General features: G+C 34.9%; 19 protein-coding genes. 3 read left to right on the forward strand and 16 right to left on the reverse strand.

All coding sequences use genetic code 11. The annotated features are described in order from the left end of the window. Nucleotides 1–362: 362 nt before the first annotated feature. The 3 genes from HHU08_RS16205 to HHU08_RS16215 all read right to left on the reverse strand — a co-directional run bounded on the left by HHU08_RS16205 (nt 363) and on the right by HHU08_RS16215 (nt 4243). The gene (locus HHU08_RS16205) at nt 363–2693 is read right to left on the reverse strand and encodes a DNA internalization-related competence protein ComEC/Rec2 (protein WP_169188858.1); all 2331 of its coding nucleotides are present in this window, start codon (nt 2691–2693) and stop codon (nt 363–365) included. Nucleotides 2694–2741: 48 nt separating this feature from the next. Then, a complete protein-coding gene (locus HHU08_RS16210; protein ID WP_016202948.1) occupies nt 2742–3320 on the reverse strand; it encodes a ComE operon protein 2 in 579 nt (192 codons plus the stop codon). Nucleotides 3321–3622: 302 nt separating this feature from the next. Beyond that, entirely contained in the window at nt 3623–4243 is a 621-nt protein-coding gene (locus HHU08_RS16215) for a helix-hairpin-helix domain-containing protein (RefSeq protein WP_016202947.1), read from the reverse strand. An 88-nt stretch (nt 4244–4331) separates the two neighbouring features. On the opposite strand from HHU08_RS16215, the gene comER reads away from it, so the two are divergent. Continuing rightward, nucleotides 4332–5159, forward strand: coding sequence for a late competence protein ComER (gene comER, locus HHU08_RS16220; protein WP_169188859.1), 828 nt, complete (start codon nt 4332–4334; stop codon nt 5157–5159). Nucleotides 5160–5342: 183 nt separating this feature from the next. Here comER and HHU08_RS16225 read toward each other — a convergent pair whose 3' ends face one another. The 8 genes from HHU08_RS16225 to HHU08_RS16260 are packed head-to-tail and all read right to left on the reverse strand — an operon-like array spanning nt 5343 to nt 10399. Beyond that, on the reverse strand, nt 5343–6098 hold the full coding sequence (locus HHU08_RS16225; RefSeq protein WP_016202945.1) for a class I SAM-dependent DNA methyltransferase: 756 nt from the start codon (nt 6096–6098) through the stop codon (nt 5343–5345). Next, nucleotides 6095–6451: a ribosome silencing factor gene (gene rsfS / locus HHU08_RS16230; protein ID WP_016202944.1), complete on the reverse strand. Its 357-nt coding sequence runs from the start codon at nt 6449–6451 to the stop codon at nt 6095–6097. The genes HHU08_RS16225 and rsfS overlap by 4 nt, the downstream gene beginning before the upstream one ends. Beyond that, on the reverse strand, nt 6452–7021 hold the full coding sequence (gene yqeK / locus HHU08_RS16235) for a bis(5'-nucleosyl)-tetraphosphatase (symmetrical) YqeK (protein WP_016202943.1): 570 nt from the start codon (nt 7019–7021) through the stop codon (nt 6452–6454). It lies immediately after the preceding gene. Next, nucleotides 7011–7580: a nicotinate-nucleotide adenylyltransferase gene (locus HHU08_RS16240; protein WP_016202942.1), complete on the reverse strand. Its 570-nt coding sequence runs from the start codon at nt 7578–7580 to the stop codon at nt 7011–7013. Before HHU08_RS16240 ends, yqeK begins: the two co-directional genes overlap by 11 nt. Before the next feature lie 23 nt (nt 7581–7603). Then, nucleotides 7604–7897 (reverse strand): ribosome assembly RNA-binding protein YhbY, encoded by a 294-nt coding sequence (gene yhbY, locus HHU08_RS16245; RefSeq protein WP_016202941.1) that lies wholly within the window; start codon nt 7895–7897, stop codon nt 7604–7606. 2 nt (nt 7898–7899) lie between these two features. Further along, the gene (gene aroE, locus HHU08_RS16250; protein ID WP_169188860.1) at nt 7900–8727 is read right to left on the reverse strand and encodes a shikimate dehydrogenase; all 828 of its coding nucleotides are present in this window, start codon (nt 8725–8727) and stop codon (nt 7900–7902) included. Nucleotides 8728–8776: 49 nt separating this feature from the next. After that, the gene (gene yqeH, locus HHU08_RS16255) at nt 8777–9880 is read right to left on the reverse strand and encodes a ribosome biogenesis GTPase YqeH (protein ID WP_016202939.1); all 1104 of its coding nucleotides are present in this window, start codon (nt 9878–9880) and stop codon (nt 8777–8779) included. A gap of 3 nt (nt 9881–9883) precedes the next feature. Beyond that, entirely contained in the window at nt 9884–10399 is a 516-nt protein-coding gene (locus HHU08_RS16260; RefSeq protein ID WP_016202938.1) for a YqeG family HAD IIIA-type phosphatase, read from the reverse strand. Between the two features lie 601 nt (nt 10400–11000). Here HHU08_RS16260 and HHU08_RS16265 point away from each other — a divergent pair. After that, entirely contained in the window at nt 11001–11141 is a 141-nt protein-coding gene (locus HHU08_RS16265) for a sporulation histidine kinase inhibitor Sda (protein ID WP_016202937.1), read from the forward strand. 192 nt (nt 11142–11333) lie between these two features. Here HHU08_RS16265 and HHU08_RS16270 read toward each other — a convergent pair whose 3' ends face one another. After that, nucleotides 11334–12140 carry a phosphatidylserine decarboxylase gene (locus HHU08_RS16270; RefSeq protein WP_169188861.1) on the reverse strand — a complete coding sequence of 269 codons (807 nt, stop codon included), beginning with the start codon at nt 12138–12140 and terminating at the stop codon, nt 11334–11336. Between the two features lie 119 nt (nt 12141–12259). Here HHU08_RS16270 and pssA point away from each other — a divergent pair, with 119 nt between their 5' ends. Beyond that, nucleotides 12260–12799, forward strand: coding sequence for a CDP-diacylglycerol--serine O-phosphatidyltransferase (gene pssA / locus HHU08_RS16275; protein WP_016202935.1), 540 nt, complete (start codon nt 12260–12262; stop codon nt 12797–12799). Between the two features lie 148 nt (nt 12800–12947). On the opposite strand, the gene HHU08_RS16280 is transcribed toward pssA, so the two are convergent. From HHU08_RS16280 to HHU08_RS16295, 4 genes are all read right to left on the reverse strand, one after another. Then, entirely contained in the window at nt 12948–14732 is a 1785-nt protein-coding gene (locus tag HHU08_RS16280; protein ID WP_169188862.1) for a M3 family oligoendopeptidase, read from the reverse strand. A 246-nt stretch (nt 14733–14978) separates the two neighbouring features. After that, nucleotides 14979–15191 carry a hypothetical protein gene (locus HHU08_RS16285; RefSeq protein ID WP_016202933.1) on the reverse strand — a complete coding sequence of 71 codons (213 nt, stop codon included), beginning with the start codon at nt 15189–15191 and terminating at the stop codon, nt 14979–14981. A gap of 112 nt (nt 15192–15303) precedes the next feature. Then, nucleotides 15304–16068, reverse strand: a complete 765-nt coding sequence (locus HHU08_RS16290; protein ID WP_016202932.1) for an N-acetylmuramoyl-L-alanine amidase — start codon at nt 16066–16068, stop codon at nt 15304–15306. 168 nt (nt 16069–16236) lie between these two features. Beyond that, nucleotides 16237–16704, reverse strand: coding sequence for a hypothetical protein (locus HHU08_RS16295; RefSeq protein ID WP_169188863.1), 468 nt, complete (start codon nt 16702–16704; stop codon nt 16237–16239). Nucleotides 16705–17033 lie beyond the last annotated feature (329 nt).

Genomic DNA, 17033 nt, shown 5'->3' on the forward strand with positions numbered 1-17033 from the left:
ATACAGAAAGAAGGTCCTCTTTCTACCATTTCTCTTGTTAAAGAATTCTTCCATAAAGCTTGTGTTATCGCTTTAGCAAGATTTACTAGTAGCAAGAAATGATAAGTTAAGGAACCTTCCTTCGATCTATAATGAACGTTACACACTAAGGCCTAGGATACTTAATATGTAACGGTACACTTTTGTATTACTAGTGTGCTCGAATGGCTTTAAATCTATTTGTGTCAAGTCCTGACAGCAAAGGAAATCTGTGCGAATCATGTCAATATAGATAAGTATTTTTTAGTCCAATTGGATAGGTATTTAGATGACATTTTCCCATTATTTATCGCCATTTTATCGCCATTCACTTATGTTATATTCTATGGAATTTGCAAATGAAATGTGCCACCTTTTTCGGAAAAATAAAAAGAAATCCCCCCATTTTCATCTGTTCTAAATACTTTTACTTTATTCTCATTTAAAGTAGAAAGCACTTCCTTACTAGGATGATGATATCTATTATTTTCACCTACAGAAATCACAGCAATTTTCGGCTTAAGCCGCTCAATAAATTCGCTACTAGAAGACGTTTCGCTGCCATGATGTCCTACCTTTAAAACGTCTACATCTTTTAAATTCGGATAATTATTCAGAACCTCTTGTTCCCCTTCTTTCTCTAAATCACCTGTAAATAGCCATGTAATATCAGCGATATTCGCATAAATTACAATCGAACCATTATTCTTCGTTAGTTCCTTTTTTTGTAAAGGGGCCAATACAGAAAAGAAATCTTCCCCCGCGTTCCATTTATGACCAGCTTGAATAAGACGAATAGGGATTTGCTTCTTCTGTGCAAAATTTAATACCTTTTCTTCCTCCATAGTACGTTCTTCTGTTACATTTGGATACATGATTTCTTTTACCTTTAATTGTTCGATAATCGCTGTGGCACCCCCAATGTGATCTAAATCGCCATGTGTTAAGATCAATTTATCAATCGTATGAATTCCTTTACTTTTTAAAAAAGGAACAACTGTCTTTGTACCAACTTCAAAGGGCTCTTTTCTCTTTTGCCAGTCCTCCTGAGGAAATGTAACCGTTCCACCTGTGTCAATTAAGTATGTTCCCTTATTATTTGCCAACTGAATAAGAATGCTATCCCCTTGCCCAACATCAATAAAAGTGATTTCCCCTTTAGCGGGATAGATATTGTTAATGAATTGAAGACTAATGAGCAAGAGTGGAAGACAATATAACCATTTCCTTGAGTTCTTCGAAATATTTTCGTATAAATAAAAGAACATTGGCAGACTGACACTATAGACACAAACAAAAAAGAAGGATGGTCTTCCCAAAATGATCGTGCTAAAAGGATAACTCGCTAATTTCAACACCAGCCTATCAGAAAGCATTATCAGAAGATCTAAAGGGAATGAAAAGACGGAAAACAATTGCGGAAACAAAAAGGAAACAACAAAGAGAATCAGTAAATAAGGCAAAACAATAGTCGTATAAAAAGGGATGAAAATAAGATTTGCTAGTAATGATAATGTAGGAATTTCATAAAAGTAGTATAAAATAATAGGAAGTACAGCATATTCGGAGATAAACGTAATAAAGAAATACATTTTAATGGTTGAGGTATGATACTCCTTAATAAGTGAGGAAGAGAGAATGAGAAAAAAACATACGATAAACGATAATAAAAATCCAATACTAAACAGCATTCGCGGCTGAATCAATAAACAAAAACAAAAAACGATACTAATTATATCAATCATCGGAAATCTAGAGGGGAGACGAAATTTATTTATGGCTAAGAGAATGAAAGAAGTGGAGACAGCTCTTACAACCGATGGGCTTAATCCTGTTAAAACAGCATAAATCGGCAAAAGTAGTAATAAAATAGTGCTAGTCCATTCTTTCGTTAATCCAAAACGAATCAGTAAAAAATAAAGTATACCTACTAAAACGACAACATGTGAACCAGATATAGCTAATAGATGAATAATCCCTAGGCGTTGAAATGCATTTTGAAGATTTTCGTCCATCATGCTACGTTCTCCAAAAATTAGCGCTTCTGCGATTGGAATAGTTGTATCAGTAAAATGCTCTGCAATCCAAACGGTTCCTTTTTCTCTTAGTTGCTTTAATAATAAAATACCATTTCTTTCTGTGACACAACTTGTTAGATCCAATTCTTCAATTGATAATAGCCAATAAATCGAATTGTTTTCAAGGTACTGTTTATAGTTAAAGCCATTTTCATTTCTCTTGGAAGAGGGAAGAGACAATGAGCCTTTAATCTGGCAAGTCTTCCCTATCACCTGCTCGGCTTCTAGCAAAATTTTTTCTTCTTCTGTTTCCATTTTGTAGAAAAGCAGCAATTTTTCTTCAGTTTGTTTTTCCTTTCCCACTACTCTCCATCTATCACCGTCTATGTCTGCTGGCTCTAAGAAGGTGATTAAAAAAGATGAAGCATCCTCCTTCATTTTCGAGCCGCTCCACTGATAGCTATAACTTCCCCGAACAAGGAATAAAAGAAAAATACAAAGCAGAAAAACACCTGATTTTACTGCTGCTTTTTTTACTAGAAACAACCAGCCTACGAATAGGAAATAGATTAAATAGACTATTATATGTTGTGTTAATGAACATAATAAGCCAAATAGGGCTGACACCGCGAAATACAATAATCTTGATTGAATCATACATCGCTCCTCACGAGACCGCTGTAGACCGAGAATGGAGAAATCAGATTAAATAGACGTCTTTGCTGTAGGTATTATGGAGAATAATTCTTCTGCTCTTTTTTCCAAAACCTCTACCTCTACAGTATCTGCATTATTTTCTTTTAATTGTTTTACAAGGGATTCTACAAACGCCTTTTTCTCTTCTATTTTCTCAAGCTCTTTTCTTTCCACTTGCACTGTTGCGATATTTGCCTGTTCAAAAAGCTCAAGAGCGTAGGGGTGATTTTTATAATCCATCTCATAATAAACCGTTTTTATACCTGCTTGTACAATCGCTTTACAGCATTGAAGACAAGGAAAATGTGTTACATAGATATCTGCTCCGTCAGTCGGAACACCAAATTTAGCGCATTGTAAAATAGCATTCATTTCCGCATGAATGGTTCGAACACAATGGTTATCAATTACATAGCAGCCTTCATCAATACAATGAACACCACCGGCTATACTACCATTATATCCTCCAGCGATTATCCGCTTGTCTCGGACAATAGTTGCCCCTACTGCCAATCTTGTACATGTGCTTCTTAAAGCCAACAATTCGCTTTGAGCCATAAAATACTCATTCCATGAGATTCTTTCCAATTATATTCACTCCCATAAGTTAACAAAATTAATAAAGAAACTTCCATCAATAAGAGTTTTCCCTCGCCCCTACGGATGGTTAGTTGCACTTATCGGACCTTTACGGGCAGTTAGCCCCCACCTAGCTTCCTTGATTTTCCGCGGATTGGGTCTTACTTCCTGTTAAGAGTGGGATAAATACAATAATTCAATTCTTCATTAAGTTTATCGGGAAGTATGTTTTCAGTCAATTACAAAAAAGATGTAAGATTACTTTTACCCTATATCGCTTTTCTGTTGACCATTTAAAATTGGAAAGAGATTTAATTTATCGTAAGAAAGGGTTCTAATTTTTCATATGTTTTCTCTCCAATTCCACTTATTTTTTTTAAATCCTCCTTTGTAGAAAATCCTCCATTTTGTTCACGGTATTCGATAATGGCTGCCGCTTTAGACGGACCCACTCCTGGTAATTGAAGCAATTCCGTTTCGCTCGCTTTATTAATATTTACTAGGCCTTCATTCGCAGAGAGACTTGCTTGGTCATTAACTACTTCTCCCTCTTCTCCTATATAAGGTACATAAATAATCATCTCATCCGACACTTTCATTGCAAGGTTCACTGCATTTTTTTCACCGTTATTCAAAATCCCTCCTGCCTTTTGAATAATGTCATTCACGCGATCTCCCTCATTCGCCTCATAAACGCCTGGATTTTTGACTGCTCCTTTTACATCTACGAGTATAAACGTAACTTGTGGTTCTTCCTCAGCTAACTCGCTCTCTGTTATTTCCTCCCCCCTTTCAGTTAATAAGTCATCTTGTGGGAAGTATTCTTCTTCATTCTTTGGCATAAGGATAGGATAAAAACGATACAGCAAAAGTAGGGATATCCCACCTAAAACAAATAGAATGAATTTTTTATTTTTTCGAAGCCAGTCCATGATAACTAATCATCCTTTCAGGTATATTTTGTATTGTTGCTTCATATCGTTATATGAGAAACCGCTCATTATAGGGGGGGAAGAAAAAGTGAAAATTGGAATGATTGGTACTGGAAATATGGGGAAAATCTTAGTAGAAGCGATGATTGATGGAAATGCTATTTCCCCCGAAGACTTATTTATCTTTAATCGAACAATTAACAAAGCATTAGAAATTAAGGAAGATTATCCAAACATAAATGTATGCTATAGCGATATCGAAATAGCTAAACAAACAGATCTTACCTTTTTATGTGTAAAACCACATGATATGTATGAAGTTGCCAAGAACATATCTCCATATTTAACAAAGGATAAATGTGTTGTATCTATTACTAGTCCAATAAGCCCTGACCAACTAGATTCTTTCTTTAGCTGCTCTGTTGCACGGATTATTCCAAGCATCACAAATAGAGCATTAGCAGGGGTCTCTTTATTTTCTTATGGAAGCAATTGTACGGATGCGTGGAAAAAACAATTAGAGAGTTTCTATGAAAATTTTTCGACTCCATTAGAAATTGAAGATAATATTACGAGAGTTGCCTCTGATATTGTCAGCTGTGGACCAGCATTTTTTAGTTATCTTACTCGCAGATTTATAGAAGGGGCAGTCGACGAGACGGAAATTGATTCAGAAACCGCAACAAAATTAGCTAGTGAAATGCTTATTGGGTTAGGAGAATTGTTAAAAAAAGGTTATTATACATTACCTACTTTACAGGAGAAGGTGTGTGTAAAAGGCGGAATAACGGGTGAAGGAATAAACGTACTGGAGAGTCAGTTAGGAGATACTTTTAATCAATTATTTCAGGCAACACAGGCTAAGTATGAAGATGATCAGCGATCCCTTAGAAATCTTGTTTCAGGACAAAAATAGCTGATGCTAATAATACTTTCTATTATACCTATTCGAATTCCTTCTTTCCTTTCAAATTATTATCAAGTAAATTTGAAAATAGTCGAGAACATAAAAAAGGGAGATGGTCCATCTGCGGAGCACTTCCCTTTTTTATTATAATAACGATTTTAGAATGGCCTATTGCACTAAATCTAAAATTTTTTATTTAATCATTTCTTTTTTCTTACAGTAAAAGAAAATCCGTTCTGCGAGATCCTCTATCCCTTCGGAAAAATCTGCTTCGACTTTCACCACACTAAATCCAGTTAAATCTAGCCATTCGCTATATTGTTCAACGGAATAGGTTCGTTGAAAATGGAGTTCATCATAACGATGATACATACCTGATTCTTCGTCCAATTCAAAAAAGCTTAAATCATGCTCTACGCTATTAGGATTTTCTCCTTCATAACATTGCCAAATGAGGCTCAAATCCTCGTCATTGACAGCGTATGTTTGATTAATAAATAGTTGGTTCATTTTATACAAAGAATGTACATCAAATATAAAAAGGCCGTTTTCATCTAAATGCTCATAAACACCCTTAAAAGTATTGATAACATCTTCTTCTGTTCTTAAATAATTAATAGAGTCGCAGCATATGCAAACTAGATCGAAAACAGGTAAGCCTTCTAAGCGAGACATATCCTGCTCCAAGTAAAAAACTCCTTCACCTGCTTCGATCGTTTTTGCTTGTGCTACACTTAGCATATCCTCTGATAAATCAACCCCAGTCACACGGAACCCAGCTTGTGAAAACCGAATTGACAACTCACCAGTTCCACAAGCTAAATCCAAAAGGTTTGCTCCATTCACTTTATAATCGCTTACCGCCTTCTTTACAAGCTCTACCCACTTATCATACGGCACATCATTCATTAAACGATCATAAAGATAGGCAAACTGCTGATAACTCATTGACTAATCACACTTTCAATGTTCTCAACTGGCGCATCTCCCCAAAGACGTTCTAAATTGTAATAAGTTCTTTCATCGCGATGGAAAACATGAACAATAATATCGCCTAAATCAACTAAAATCCATTTTGCTTCATTAAAGCCTTCAAATCTTTTTACGGAAATTCCAAGTTCCCCAGATTTATCCTTGATTTCATTTGCAATAGCTTGTACTTGTTTGTCAGAATTACCGTGGCAAATCACGAAATAATCTGCTACAAGCGATATACCTTTCATATTAAGCGCGACAATATTTTCTGCTCTTTTTGCATCAGCTGCTTTTACAGCAGTCCATAATAAAGTACGTTCATCCATTCAATCAACCTCCGTATTTATACAATAACTATTATATGTTTCAAAACTTAAAGGAAATACTGCCCGATTATTTCGGATTAGAAAAATAATGGTATTTTTTACAGCTTGTAAAAAAGCACGTTCAAAATCTATTTCTGCTAATTCCCTTACCTCATCGACACCAGGAAAAGCTCTTCCTGGTTCAATATAGTCTGCTAAATAAACTATTTTTTCTAGCATACTCATTTCTGGTCTTCCAGATGTATGATATCGAATAGCATCCAGTATTTCCTTATCTTTTATTCCAACTTCTTTTTCTACTAGAAAAGCACCTACTGGAGCATGCCAAAGTTCAGAATGAAATAATAAAAGATTTGGATCCATATTTTGCTCTACAATAATCTTTTTCATTTCATCCTTCTGACGGAATTTTGCATAATCATGAAATATTGCTGCCGTTTCCGCCTTTTCAGCATCTCCACCATATTTAATCGCTAGTTTAATGGCAGTTTCCATTACACCAATTGTGTGAATATAACGCTTTTCGGTAATCTGTTCTTTCACTATTTGTAAGGCTTCTTCACGATTCATATAGTCGGTTCTCCTCAATATATCGCTTTACTTCATCTCTTACTAAAAACGAAATCGTTTCCCCGTCCTTGACTCTTTCACGAATTAAACTAGAAGAAATATTAATATCAGGAACCTTTACATACTGAACAGGGTAATCTGTTTCCAATTGATATTTAGGACGGTTTACACTAATGAATTTTACTATTTGCATAAGTTTTTCAATTTTATACCATTCAGGCAAATATTCTACCATATCGGCTCCAATTATAAAATAAAAGTCAATATCCGGGTGAGCCTCATTTAAAAGCGTCATCGTATCATACGTATATGATTTACCTTCTCTGTCTAACTCCAGCGTTTCGATTCGAAAGGCAGAATGAACCTCTATGGATAATTGTAACATTTCCACTCGCTGAATATTCGTTACATCCCCTGATTTTATTTTATGTGGGGGTTCTTGATTTGGCATAAACCAAATCTCATCTAAATTTTGGGCATGCAGCACTTCATTTGCTATGATTAGATGGCCTATATGAGGAGGATCGAATGTTCCTCCTAATATCCCTACTTTTTTCACAAAAAATCGCCTCTTCTACCAATTTAAGATGGTAAATTTATCGTTTTGTTTTCTTTAGACTCTTTATATAAAACGATTGTATTTCCAATAATTTGAACTAGTTCACTCTTCGTTCCATTTACTAATTCACTTGCAACCGTATCTTTATCTTCATCACAATTTTGCAAAATGCTTATTTTTAATAATTCTCTTACTTCTAAAGCTTCACTAATTTGCTTAATCATATTGTCATTAACGCCACCTTTTCCCACTTGAAAAATAGGACTTAAATGGTGTGCCTTTGCTCGTAAAAATCTTTTTTGCTTACCTCTTAACATGTTTATCCTCCTAGTTGTGTTAAAACACTGTATCTCATTCTGTCTGTATCTGGAAAAAAACCTTGCCATCTCTCAAATGCTAAAGCTCCTTGGTATACAAACATATCAATGCCATTTTGAGTTTTTGCCCCTCTGGCTTTCGCTTCACTTAATATTTTTGTTTCCAATGGATTATAGATAATGTCACTTACAAATGCTTCCCTCTTCAAATTAGTCATTTTAATGGGCGAAGCACCTATTTTCGGAGACATTCCAATAGAAGTGGTTTGTATAATAAGTTCATATTCGCCAAGCATTTTTTCCGCTAAGGCAACTTCCATTATATTGGTTTTTACCGGAAAAGGACATGCCTCTTTTAAGGCAACTGCTTTTACTAGTGTACGATTACAAATATCTATTTGTTGTACCCCATAGTGAGCCAATGTAAAATAAATGCCTCTTGCAGCACCGCCACTCCCAACAATCAATGTTCTTCTCTGTTTCAAATCAGGTAGTTGTTCTAAAAGCCCTTTTAGATATCCTTCTCCATCCGTATTATACCCCATCCACTTTCCATTTTCACAAACTACCGTATTAACAGCACCAATTGCTTCACTCAGTGGGTCTAGCTCATCCAAATAGGGAATGATTGCTTGCTTATACGGTACAGTAACATTGAAGCCATCTATATTCATGTCCCTTAAACTTTGCAATCCCACTTCAAGCATTTCCGTTTTTATATGCACTTTTTTCATTTCAGCATCCAATCCATAAAATTGAAAAAGATCATTGTGCATGACCGGTGACATGGAATGTTGAATTGGATCGCCAATTACTGCATAGTTCTTCATTTAAGCAGCTCTCTCCCTTTCCCCTTTTATAAAAAACTTTGCTGCTCACTTATATCAGTGATTTACGCAGCATAGCGTGAACTCCCTTTGGTACATAAACCGATACTTGTATATTCGGTTCATTAACCGTTATCCACCCCAGTCCTGAAAAAACAATATCCGTCTTTGGCTCTTTTATAGAAAAGTCATGTCTAACTAGCTCTGGGAAATCATCCAAATGGTCTCTATTTGGCGGCGTTAATAGCTCTCCTGCATGCTTTTTATATAATTCATCTGCATTTTCCAATTTCGTACGATGTATCGTTATCTCATTAGAAAAATAGCATACAAAACTACTGCGTTCTCCTTTTACAAAATCAAACCTAGCTAGTCCACCAAAGAATAGTGTCTGTTTATCATTTAATTGAAAAATTCTCGATTTAATTTCTTTCTTCGGAGTAATAACTTTTAAATCTTTTTTATCTACAAAATGAGCCATTTGGTGATGATTAATAATTCCTGGTGTATCCACTAAATACTTACTGTCGGATAATGGTATTTCAATAATATCTAATGTCGTACCAGGAAAATGGGAAGTAGTAATCACGTTTTCTTCCCCAGAAACCTCTTTAAGGATTCGATTAATAAATGTCGATTTCCCTACATTCGTACAACCAACTACATACACATTTTTTCCATGACGATGATATTCAATGGCTTCTAATACTTCTTTGATGTTCTTGCCTCTTTCCGCACTAACAAGATAGACATCTTCCGGTCTTAGCCCTAAATCCTTCGCTTCTTTTTTCATCCAATTAATAACTTTTTGCTGTTTCACCGATTTTGGTAAAAGATCGACTTTGTTTCCAATTAGTAAAACTTTATTTTTTCCTGTAAAACGGTGGAGACCAGGGAGCCAGCTGCCGTTAAAATCAAAAATATCGACTATTTTTACAATTAGACTATCACTTTTTCCAATCTCATTTAAAATCTTTAAAAAATCATCGTCTGTTAAAGAAACATCCTGTACTTCATTATAATGCTTTAAACGGAAACATCTTTGACAAATTACTTCTTCCTTTTCTAGAGAAGAAGGAGGTGCATACCCTAATTCATCCTTATTTTCCGTTTGAATGGCAACTCCACAGCCTATACAATGTATTCTTTCTGTCACGTATTAATCCTCCCAAGTCAATTTTCCGTTTCTACGAAACCAATTTAAAATTCTTCTTTCAATTTTCCGATTGATCCTTGTCATAAACCCATCTGTTTGAGCAACAGGAACTACTAAAATGGTGTGAAATCCACTTCTGTTTCCACCAAGAACATCTGTTAATAATTGATCACCTATAACAACTGTTTCTTCTTTTTTAATATTCATTTGCATGATAGCTTTTTTGAAAGCTCGGCCAAGTGGTTTCCGGGCAGCAAAGATAAAAGGAATTTGCAATGGATCAGAAAAAGACTTAACCCTTGTTTCTTTATTATTGGAAACAATTGTTACTTTAATGTCATTTCTCTGCATTTCTGCAAACCATTCAATAATTTGCGGCGTCGCAAGCGGGCGATCCCATTCTACTAACGTATTATCTAAATCCGTGATAATCCCCTTAATCCCTTTTTCTTTTAAACTTTCTGGTGAAATCTCAAATATATTTTTAACAAATTGATTTGGCAAAAATTGATTGAACACTTAAAAAACACCTCTTAACTCTCTCATTTCTATTGTTTAACCAGAATGTCCTACTATTATTATGGTAACCATTTTTTTCGATAGAAGAAAGTAATATTATACCGTTTTTCCGCTTAAAGAAGATACCATATCCATTCTTTTTTTAATAAAAATAAAATAATTTTCGACAAAATACGCATTTTTCAACATTTGTGGATAACATTATACACATAATACCCATTGATTTATATGCAATCCACATACTTCTCAACAAAATAATCACAGGTTATCCACTAACTATTGTGGATAAACGAACAGTTGTTCTCTATGTTTATTTTTGTTAAAGTAAGGATACATTATAATATCCAAAAAACTTCCAAGATTAACACGCAGAAAAAGGAACTAAATCAAAAAGTGCTTCCTCCATGAATAATCATGTTGGACAAGCAAGTTTCTCAAAAAATAATGTCGAAATTGTACATCTAGTATGTATACTACGCACTTTTTTAAAAGTTATTTCATCATGAAAGCACAAAAACCTTTTTCAGCATTGAAGATAATTACATTTATATATGTTTTTTAGAAAATGTTCTTACTATATTCGAATGGAGGTGTTTCTGGCATGCGGAAACTGTCAGATGAATTATTGATCGAGTCATACCATAAAGCTCGGGAACTAAACTTAAGCCCTGAATTTATTCGTCTCATCGAAACAGAGATTCACCGACGTTCTCTAAGCAACAAGATAAAAGTCTCCTCTTAAATGAAAGAATAATATGAGCCATCTATACATTTGAAAACAGCCTTAATTGCAGGCTGTTTTTGTTTTTAACGATATTTGATTGTCTCTTCCTTGTACATAATAAATTCACTTTCAAAACAAGGCAAGCCTGCCATCCAAACAAACAATGTGTGCTTATCTTTTTCCATTTTAGCCCACACGGAATAGAAATTCTCATTGAGCCTTTGAAGCATCCAATTCCCTAATTTCGCCGATAACCTCCCCTATTTTAACCGGATACGGTATAGAAATAAAGTCCTTCTCTATAAATGTATTTTTTTCAAATAGTAACACAACGGTCGAGCCGAAGGAAAAATAGGCCATTTCCTCACCTTGTACTAAGCGGTCTTTTTTATGGCTTAGTACGATAGAATTAATAAACATCGCACCAACCTTTACCATACAAATACTACTTCCTTCTTCTGTTTGGATTTCAGTTATAGAGCGATAATTTTTAGAAAGGGTCGAATCCCCCCACTTTAAACCATATTTATTAACAGGATACGATTTACTTCCAAGCGTCCAACGCTTTTTTACTAAGCCTGTTGCAGGACAGTGAATTCGATGATAATGACTAGGACTTAAATAAAATATGAGATACGTCCCACCTACGTATTTATCAACCGTTTTTTCATCACCAAGCATTTCATGAATCGAATACGATTTTCCTTTCACTAAAATAGAACGATCCGTCCTTACTTGCCCAATATCTTCAATTACCGCATCAACAGGACTTATGATTTCTCGAGTCTCCGCATCTACCTTTCTACAATTGACTTTTAATTTTCTAATAAAAAATTCGTGTAATGACCGATATTCATGTAGCTGTTTTTCCATTTCATCTATATTTATTTTATAAACTTTTGCAAAGGAAGGAATAATATAACGGCTCCATCTAGAATAAGCAAATTTCTTAATTAAATAGGAACTCCATCTTCCGTTTGTTAGTTCAATACAAAGTCGATACATTGTTTCTTTCAATGAAGCAATCCTCCAATAAATAAAATTTTTCTTTACGGATATTCATATACTACATTAAAATTATATATGATTATATAAAATAGTTGTATGAAATTCATTTCATACTGGGAGTGAATCTAATGTTTCTACATGGAGTTTTAGAACAAACTATCAAGAAAATTAAAACTCAACTGGCTAATGTTTTAACCTTAACGAATATTTCTTTAGGTGCTTTTGCAATTATCTATAGTTTAAAGGGACATCTTCAATTAAGTCTATTACTTATTTTTATCGCCGCCTTAGCAGATAGACTTGATGGAATGACTGCCAGAAAATTTAATATTGAATCAGAACTTGGCAAACAGCTGGACTCTATGAGCGATATCATTTCATTTGGGGTAGCACCAGCATTATTAGTATATCAAGGGGTACTATTTGATTTGGGGGCACCAGGCTCTTTTTTTACAGTGCTTTATATTGTGTGTGGCGCTTTTCGATTAGCTCGATTTAATATTACTGAAAGTCATGGCTTTTTTACAGGCTTACCAATTACGGCTGCTGGTTGTATCTTAACGTTTAGCTGTCTATGGTTTGCTTTCATCCCTCCACACATTTATTTATTTCTGATGCTCATTCTTTCAGTATTAATGATTGGGAGTTTTAAGTGGAGAAAAATTTAACAAACAATTTATCCTTTTTATAAGGCGATAGATTAATTCTGAGGACCACATAACTGCTTAAAGAAGCTGTTATGTGGTCTCTTTACTTTTGATAACTTTTTAAAGGCGTCCATTGCCCTTATTTTGGTCCGAACACACCACTTAATATCTATTCGTTGGTTAGTGCCAAGAACTCTTCTACATCCTTTATACAAAGCTCAATCGCACTATTCCAAAAATCTTCTTTCGTTAAATCAATTTGAAGATGCTTATATGCCAACTCTTCCACCGTCATGCTTGCTGTATCCTTTAATAAAGCAATATACTTCTCTTCATACCCCTTACCTTCCTCAATTGCCTTTGCATAAATTCCAAGCGAAAATAGGAAACCAAATGTATAAGGGAAATTATAAAAAGGTACACCTGTAATATAAAAATGTAATTTTGAACCCCAGAAAGATGGATGATATTCCTCTAAGGAGTCTCCATATGCTTCTTTTTGTGCATCCAGCATTAACGAATTTAGTTGTTCTTTAGAAACTAGACCATTTTGGCGTTTTTCATAAAAGCTTGTTTCAAAAAGAAAGCGCGCATGAATATTCATCAATAATGCTATGGAGCGCTGTATTTTGTCTTCTAATAATACTACCTTTTCTTCTTCTGTTGAAGCAGCTTTTACTGCCGCATCTGACACAATCATCTCTGCAAATGTAGACGCTGTTTCAGCCACATTCATCGCATAATTCCTATTTAATGTATGCATATCCCTCATTACGTAAGTATGAAAGCCATGACCTAATTCATGGGCTAATGTCGAGACATTGGAGGGAGTACCAGAATACGTCATAAAAATACGTGACTGAGCACTTTCTGGAAAATAGGTGTGAAAGCCTCCTGGTCTTTTTCCTTTTCTATCTTCTGCCTCAATCCAGCTCTCTTCAAACGCTTTTTTTGCAAAAGCGGCCATCTCAGCGCCAAATTGTTCGAAGTGCTTAATAATAAATTCAGCACCTTCTTGGTACGACATTTTTGTTTCTACCTTTCCAAGCGGTGCATCTAAGTCATACCAGCTTAATTTCTCTAATCCTAACAGTTTGGCTTTTCTATCTAAAAATTGTACAAACGGCTGTTTATTTTTTGCAATAGCATTCCACATCGCTTGTAATGTTTCTTCTTGCATACGATTAATGGCTAACGGCTCTTTCAAAAAACTACTCCAGCCTCTCATACCATAAACATTCAATCGAAAGCCAGCTAAATGGTTTAATGTTTTTGCAAGCACTTCACCATTTGCATCCCATGCTTTTTCCCATTCTGAAAACACTTTTTTTCTAACCATGCGCTCAGGACTTGAAAATTTATTTGCTGCTTGTCCAACAGATAAATTTTCCTCCTCAAAAGGAATCTGGATTTTTCCAACAATGGTATCATACATTTGGCCCCAGCCATAATATCCATCAACACTTAATTTATTTATGAGTGTTTCTTCTACTTCTGATAATTTTTCTTTTGCAGCTGTTCTTCTTTCCGACAGTACAAAATAAAGTTCTTCCAGATCGTTACCTTTAAATAAAGAATCCCATTCTATGTCACTATATAAAGATAATTTTCCGTCCAAGATAGTTAATACATTTTGAAACGAAGTACTTAGTTCTGTTACTCTCCCTCTTAGTGTACTCGCTTCTTTATCCTCCATATTCTGTGCCTCTAAACAACTGACAAAGGCACCTGCTTGTCTTACTTTTTTTACCACGATCTCAAACTGTCCTACAATTTCCCGTAAAGCCTCTACCTCTGCTTCTTCTTTTAATGGCTCAAACTTATGTACATATGTTGACAATTTATCAATTTCATCTATTGAAATGGCAATATGCTCTCTAAACTTTGAGGAATCACTGCCTCCAGGAAATAATCCTTCTAAATCCCATGTTTCTTGATATTTTTTAATGTACACTATACTCAAGCTCCTTCCTTTAATTACTACTATGCCATTATAGTTTGATTATCGAACTATTTCCATTATTTCTATGAAAATAGTAAAATTTTTCAGACTAAAAGAAGCAAGCACCCCGATTTTAATCAAGATGCTCATTAACAACTAAAAATGACTGAAAGCTTGCATGTATTGTCCATTATTTTAGTAGCACTAATAACTTTTATCAAAAAAATATATGCTTGCCTATTCTTCTTTCTTTTTTACTTACCGATAATAACTGCCAAATGCCCAAAAACCCCAAAATAGAATAATAACAATAAATAGAATGATTAAGAATGCGTACCAGAAACCACCAGCTCCACCATATACTCCTCCATATGCTGGATAAGGGGCACCACCATATCCAACTGGCGCAGGTCCTATTCCTCCAAGTGGAACAGCGGGTGGTACTTGATTCGAATATCCATAACCAACCATTAAAATTCCTCCTCTCTTTCTATAAAATATTCTTATTTTGTTCCTAATGTTTTAGGCAATTGTCCTATTTTCTAGCAATTTTCCTACTTTCGCCGATTACTTCTTCTTTCTTCTAACTAGTAATGAACGCATTAAATCCTGCTTCCCTTGCTCTTTGTGCTAATCGCTCCGCATTATTTCTATTACTAAATGCTCCAATTTGTACTTTAAATAGGTTGTCTCTAAACAAAACAGCAGTGTCAAACCCTTTTTCACTTGCTTGAGATGCTGTTTTTTCGGCATTTTCTTTTACTTTAAAAGCTCCGATTTGTACACGGTATATCGGAGACTGAGTTTGTTTTTTCTGAAGGGAAAAAGCGCTTTCTAATCCGTTGACATGCCCTCTAGCAATCTTTGTAATGAAATTGCTGTCTTTTAACTGATTAGCATCTATTGCTGTATCAATAAATCCATTTTCTGTTAACAGCGCAGGCATGATTGTTTCTCTCAATACATGGAAATTCGCACTTTTCTTTCCTCTATTGTTAAATCTGGTCTCAGCAATTACTTCTTCATGAATCTCATTCTGATAAGTTGATGTTGGTGCACCAACTCCTGGAAATATATAACTTTCAAAGCCAGTACCACCACCTGCATTAACATGAATTGAAAGAAAAAAATCAGCATTCCAGTTATTGGCGGCATTCGTTCTTGCTGCCAGGCTTACCGTTGAATCGCCATTACGACTCATCCGAATTTCTACTCCTTCATATTCATTCTGAAGAATATTTCTAATCTGTTGAGCAATCATTAATGTAATATTTTTTTCTTGTAATCCATTTCCTACTGCTCCAGAATCAGATCCACCATGGCCAGGATCGATAAAAATTTTCACCATGCTTTTCACCACCTTTCTAATAGTATAGTAAGGTGGTGAAAAATCGCTTGTTTTAAAGCCCATATATCACACATTATTATTCTTATACTATTAAGTTGCAAAGAAAATGGTTCTCTTTTTAGGCATAAACCTACGTTAGTAAAGGCAAGCTTTACGCCGATTCTCTTATTACTTGCTTGGCGGCAAAATAATATTCTCCCTTTCTATATTCTCAATATATTTCACTTCATGAATAGCACCATTCTCATCACAATAGTAAATGGATTTACTAATAATCGTTTCCTCGTCTTCCCCAAAACTTAAAAATACGATATACTTGATCGTTCTTTCTTGCAAACCTTCCATATCGATGCTGTCATTTTCCGAAACAAATTGATACGTTGGTTGCGAACCCAAATCAAATCTCCATACAACATTGTTGTACATATCACCTCTAACTACTTCATGCTTCATGCCTAGATTGGAGTTGATGTCAGCTTTGCTTTGTATATTTCTTATTGTATCTTTTAGCTCAGACATGGAATAATTGAATTCATCATGATGTGTGCTTGCTTTATCCTCCATACCATGCGTTGGCCAAGTGGTGGTAAGCAAAGATATCAATAATGTTAAGAATAGTATGTGTCTTATAAACACTGGTCTTCAACCCCTTCAATAAGCTCTAATCCTTCCGTTTTGCATCAACGTTATCCCACACTCTTAACGGACAGTAAGACTCCCCCTCAAGCTTAGGAGAATACGAGGAAAATAGGTGGGAGATCAACTGTTCGTAAAGGTCCGATTGGTTCAACTAACCATCAGTGGGGGAAAAAGGATCTGCCCACTGACGGAAGTTTTACTTTATATTTCATTTATATTACAAATATTTTAAAATATTTACGAGATGCAAAAATTTTTTGAGGCAATTCATTTTTTCCTTATAAAAATATTTGGAGGGCCTGTACCTTTTTAACCCTATGATTTTC

Origin of the sequence: Niallia alba, assembly GCF_012933555.1 — a bacterium.
Classification (GTDB): domain Bacteria; phylum Bacillota; class Bacilli; order Bacillales; family Cytobacillaceae; genus Niallia; species Niallia alba.